The sequence below is a fragment of the Staphylococcus sp. HMSC65H10 genome, assembly GCF_001839185.1.
Taxonomy (GTDB): Bacteria; Bacillota; Bacilli; order Staphylococcales; family Staphylococcaceae; genus Staphylococcus; species Staphylococcus simulans.
In genome coordinates this window covers 1-4,817 of the sequence record NZ_KV840370.1, presented here as the reverse complement: position 1 = coordinate 4,817, position 4,817 = coordinate 1, and the positions used below count along the sequence as shown (strand labels likewise).

General features: G+C 34.3%; 9 protein-coding genes. 8 read left to right on the top strand and 1 reads right to left on the bottom strand.

All coding sequences use genetic code 11. The annotated features are described in order from the left end of the window. Positions 1 to 340 precede the first annotated feature (340 nt). From HMPREF3270_RS08855 to HMPREF3270_RS08825, 7 genes are all read left to right on the top strand, one after another. The gene (locus HMPREF3270_RS08855; RefSeq protein WP_057510828.1) at positions 341 to 559 is read left to right on the top strand and encodes a hypothetical protein; all 219 of its coding nucleotides are present in this window, start codon (positions 341 to 343) and stop codon (positions 557 to 559) included. A 17-nt stretch (positions 560 to 576) separates the two neighbouring features. After that, positions 577 to 804: a hypothetical protein gene (locus HMPREF3270_RS08850; RefSeq protein WP_070848629.1), complete on the top strand. Its 228-nt coding sequence runs from the start codon at positions 577 to 579 to the stop codon at positions 802 to 804. Between the two features lie 244 nt (positions 805 to 1,048). Further along, positions 1,049 to 1,288: a hypothetical protein gene (locus HMPREF3270_RS08845; protein ID WP_070867243.1), complete on the top strand. Its 240-nt coding sequence runs from the start codon at positions 1,049 to 1,051 to the stop codon at positions 1,286 to 1,288. Beyond that, positions 1,281 to 1,511, top strand: a complete 231-nt coding sequence (locus HMPREF3270_RS08840) for a DUF2483 family protein (protein WP_070684223.1) — start codon at positions 1,281 to 1,283, stop codon at positions 1,509 to 1,511. Before HMPREF3270_RS08845 ends, HMPREF3270_RS08840 begins: the two co-directional genes overlap by 8 nt. Next, complete coding sequence (locus HMPREF3270_RS08835; RefSeq protein ID WP_070463383.1) at positions 1,504 to 2,133, top strand: ERF family protein; 630 nt, start codon at positions 1,504 to 1,506, stop codon at positions 2,131 to 2,133. The genes HMPREF3270_RS08840 and HMPREF3270_RS08835 overlap by 8 nt, the downstream gene beginning before the upstream one ends. Further along, a complete protein-coding gene (gene ssb, locus HMPREF3270_RS08830) occupies positions 2,133 to 2,579 on the top strand; it encodes a single-stranded DNA-binding protein (RefSeq protein ID WP_070848630.1) in 447 nt (148 codons plus the stop codon). Before HMPREF3270_RS08835 ends, ssb begins: the two co-directional genes overlap by 1 nt. A 12-nt stretch (positions 2,580 to 2,591) precedes the next feature. After that, positions 2,592 to 3,266 carry a putative HNHc nuclease gene (locus HMPREF3270_RS08825; protein ID WP_070848631.1) on the top strand — a complete coding sequence of 225 codons (675 nt, stop codon included), beginning with the start codon at positions 2,592 to 2,594 and terminating at the stop codon, positions 3,264 to 3,266. Between the two features lie 109 nt (positions 3,267 to 3,375). Here HMPREF3270_RS08825 and HMPREF3270_RS08820 read toward each other — a convergent pair whose 3' ends face one another. Further along, a complete protein-coding gene (locus HMPREF3270_RS08820) occupies positions 3,376 to 4,032 on the bottom strand; it encodes a hypothetical protein (RefSeq protein WP_070848632.1) in 657 nt (218 codons plus the stop codon). Between the two features lie 43 nt (positions 4,033 to 4,075). Here HMPREF3270_RS08820 and HMPREF3270_RS08815 point away from each other — a divergent pair, with 43 nt between their 5' ends. Continuing rightward, positions 4,076 to 4,798 carry a helix-turn-helix domain-containing protein gene (locus tag HMPREF3270_RS08815; protein WP_070848633.1) on the top strand — a complete coding sequence of 241 codons (723 nt, stop codon included), beginning with the start codon at positions 4,076 to 4,078 and terminating at the stop codon, positions 4,796 to 4,798. Positions 4,799 to 4,817 lie beyond the last annotated feature (19 nt).

Here is a 4,817-nt window from a genome sequence, read left to right as displayed (position 1 = left end):
CAATGTCTCTATTATCTTTGTATTTCAACTTTCCCTTAAGATAAAGAGAAAATAAATAACAGTACATTTTGAAGCTCACATAAATCACCTCCCCAGGTGATTATATCAAAATAATCAAACGAACAGATTCAAGGAGGTGAAACGAAATGAGCAAACTCAAAGTAATCAAAATTGCACTCCTAATCTTCATTATTGAAGAGAGATTGCAACATCTTATCTAAATCTTCCCAAGATTTTTTACGGTAAAAGTGACCTGGTTTTGGAGAAAGTGACATATCAACACCCCCCAATCCAACGCAGTAGCGATAAAACAATTATACACGAAAGGAGACGACACTTTATGATCATAAACTATTTAACTATAAAAGATATTCAAGTTCTAGCAGGAGTTAGTAAAAGTAAAGCAACTTCTATTGTAAGAGAGATGAACAATGAACTTAAGGAAGAAGGATTTATTGCAATTAGTGGAAAAGCACCTATTCAATTAGTGAGAGAGAAGTTTCCATATTGTGATTTATCAGATGAAAAGATACGAGAGTTGAAAGAAATCACCGTATAAAGTAGGAGGTAATTAAAATGCATAAATCATTTTGGATAGCATATGTATTTTGTTTTGTAAGCACAACTATTCTTACATTTGTAACACAAGATTTCATTCTATCTTCAGCGATTTCTTTACTTCTGTCACTTTCGGTATATCTGTTCTTTTTAGTCTGGTACTACGAAGTAGATATATTCAATGACGAAGGTGAAGTAATGGATGATGGCGAAGAGTATATTACGTTATTCATTATCAAATATTAAAAAAGACTGAATGCTAGTGATTAATAGCAAACAGTCAGTAGGATATGAGATTACTCATATCCATATATTACCAAAATTATTAGGGGAGTCAATCATATATGGATAATATAGCAATAACTTTTGAGACTTACAATATAAGTAAGAATGGTTGCTATAGAAAAGACTGCTAGCACCGAAATTTGCTAACAGTCAGAGATGAAATGAATCCCCTTACATCATAACAAATTTTTACAGGAGGTACTACATGAACCTTAAAAAATATTCACATAAATTTATCGATATGTTAGATGAGTCGGAAGTACAAGGTACGATCGAATACTCTAATTATGATAAAAAGCAAACACTAGTATTCACGTATAGAAAAGACTTAGACGTCCAACATGTCATTGTCGGCAGTGACAATAGCGATGAATACAAAAAACAATGCGTAGCAAATATAGAAAAAATATTGAGTGACAGAAAAAAGGTGAATTCCAATGCCTAAACAAACAGTTACCTATTTAATTAAGCTTAAATACGCACCTAACGACGTTTATGTAATGAACAGACCCACTAAACAAATTCCTACAATCAAATATTCAACTGACCGTCGTGACGCTAAAGATTTCAATGGAATGGAAGATGCAGTAGTAGACATGACATACCACACTGCGATAAAAAAGACAGTTACAGAAACAACTGAATATGAGGAGGTTGAGTATGAATAAATCAGAATCGATAACCGAACTTAACAAAGCGTTAGCAAACTTCCACAAAGAAGTAAAACAACCAATGAAAGACGCTAACAACCCATTCTTCAAAAGTAAGTATGTACCACTTGAAAATGTAGTTGAAGCAATAGATGATGTAGCGCCTAAACATGGACTGACTTACTCACAATATCCAGTCACTACAGAAAGTGGATTGGTAGGAATCTCAACGGTATTACTACATGAAAGCGGCGAATATATAGAATTTCCGCCAGCAACTACTAAGCCTGACAAGAATACTCCTCAAGGTGTAGGTTCAGCACTAACATATATGCGTCGTTATTCATTGAGTGCGGTGTTTGGAATTACAAGTGATCAAGATGATGATGGTAATGAGGCGAGTGGAAAGAACTACAAAAACAAACAAGCACAAATGGCTAGTAGTCAAACTCTAGGGACATTAAAAAAAGAAGTTATTAACTTCACAAATTTAATCAAAGGTACTAAAAAAGAAGCACCACAAAACGTAGTTGAGCAAAAATTCGGTGTTAAAAACTACAATCTAACAGAAAACGAAGCAGTACAAATAATTAATAAAATACAAAACAACGCAAAAACAATACCTGGAGGTAATGGCTAATGTTAAATAGAGTTGTACTTGTAGGGAGGCTTACAGCTGATCCACAATATCGAGTGACGCCATCAAGTTTAGACGTAGCAACATTCACACTGGCGGTCAACCGTAATTTTAAGGATAAAAACGGAGAGCAACAGGCGGACTTTATTAACTGTGTTGTTTTTAGAAAACAAGCAGAAAACGTAAGCAATTACTTGTTTAAAGGAAGTCTTGCAGGCGTTGATGGTCGCTTACAATCACGCAGTTACGAAAACCAAGAAGGACGCCGTATCTTTGTTACTGAAGTTGTATGTGACAGTGTGCAATTCTTAGAACCTAAGAATGCGCAAACCTCAAATAATAACCAATCAAATAACGAAGTGCAGCAAAGAGAGAAGGAGCTTCAAAGCGAAAATCCATTTAATAATAGCAACGACTTTGATATGGATACGGATGATTTACCTTTCTAGGAGTGGTTTTAAATGCAAAGAATCACTAATTACATTCAAGAAGATGACGGTACAATTACTGCCGTCATCAAGAATGTAAAACTTGGTAACAAAGAAACCTTGTTACTGGATAATGGAATGGATGTAGAAGTCGAAGTAAAGGTAGTAGATCCCTTCATGATTAGCGATAAACAACGCAGAAAAATATTCGCTCTATGTAACGACATAGAGAGCCACACAGGGCAACCCCGAGAGTATATGAGGTATTTGTTCATGGATTACGTAGAAGTCCTCTATGGGTATGAAAAATGCCTCTCATTAAGCGACTGTACACGTACCCAAGCGAACCAAATCATAGAAGTTACGCTTGATTGGATATTTCATAACAACATTCCATTAGCTTATAAAACAAGCGACCTGCTTAAACAAGATAAATCTTTCTTGTACTGGTCTACAGTCAACCGTAACTGTGTTATCTGTGGTAAACCTCATTCAGATCTTGCACACCATTACGCAATAGGTAGAGGTAAGAACCGTAAGACAATGGACCATTACGGATATGAAGTGTTAGCGCTATGCAGAGAGCATCATCAAGAACAGCACAACATAGGCGTAGACACATTCGATAAGAAATATCACTTAGGGAACAGTTGGATAAAAGTTGATGATCAGCTTAACAGAATGCTGAAAGGAGAGAAAAATGCATGAATAAATTAATTATACGTTTTGCAATTAATTACATTAAATATCAACAAAAACAATTACGTGAAAAAGAAGCCCGTATTAAATATTTAGAAGGCTTCTTAAAAGGAAAAGGCTATTGATCATTTTTGTTTTGCATTTTCATCAGTTTTTCGAATTGCTCTGGATACTGAATGGCTAATTCCATCATACGCACCATAGAATCAGCAGGGATTTCTGGTTCCTGTTCGGTTATTTTCGGTACAGATTCTTTAAGTTCGGATAAGTCGTTTTTAATATCTAGCAAGTGTCTATTTAAAGCACCGTATGCATTGTTTGTATTAGAACTATCGTTTTTATTTTCGAAATTAAACTCATCATCACTAAATGTTTCAATAGTATTTTTAAGCTGTTCTTTAGCGTTTAGTACATCATTGTGTAATTCGCTGTAGTAAATTGTGCGATAAGCACTGACATCAAAAGGAATATGATCATCTTTGTTAATCATAGTGATTGTTGGTCTGTTTAGTGCATGTCTAAAACCTAATTCATAAAATACATTTGGATTGTGTGAGCTTAAATCTACTATGACTAATTCAGAATTTGTCAATCTTTCAATGATTTCGTCAGTGATTTTATTAGTTGAAGATATAAGGTCAGATCTTTCGATATTAAATTCAGACTCTAAAACAGGTTTTACGATAGATTTTAAAAGAAAATCAGAATTCTTTCTATATGTTGAATTTTCATTGCCAATTGGACAAGCGATAAAACATTTTTTCAAATTATTCACTCCTAATTATTTTTTATTAATTATACCAGAAAGGAGAATGTAAATGACCAATAAAATTAAGAGCAGTATTAACGGTTATGGTCTTGTATTTAAGCGAGTAATGAAAGATACAACAATAAGTATTGAAGCTAAAGCGTTATACAGCTACTTATCTTCATATGCTGGTGCAGATGAAACAGCTTTTCCAAGTGTGGATCTAATAAAACATGAATTAGATATAGGTAAGCAAAGATACCAAAGAGCAAGAAAAGAGTTGGAAACAGCAGGATATTTACAAGTTAGCAGAAAGCAAAACGGTAATATCTACGGAAGTAATTTATACACTATTTACCATAGTCCTCGACGGGTTGATTCTCGACCGGTCGACGGTCAACCGGTTGAAATTCAATCGGTCGACAACCAGCCCACTACAATTAACAGTATTACAAATAACAATTATACAAATAACAGTAACACAATTAATAATAGCGCAACTGACGTTACGCGTGAGCAATTTGAGGAGTGGTGGCAACTCTATGATAAAAAGCTTGATAAGAAGAAAGCTGCATCATTATTCAAGTCAGCACTAAAAAAACATGATTTCGAAACAATTATGAACGGTACTAGAGAATATCTGAAAACAATTACTAACAAACAATATCAAAAGTACCCTAAAACATTCCTAGGCCAAGAAAGTTATTTAAACGACTTTACACAAGAAACAGTACCAAATGGAATGGATCAACTAGAACGAATGAAATACGACCCTAGCTATTGGGAGGAATAAAATGCAATCATTTTCAAAT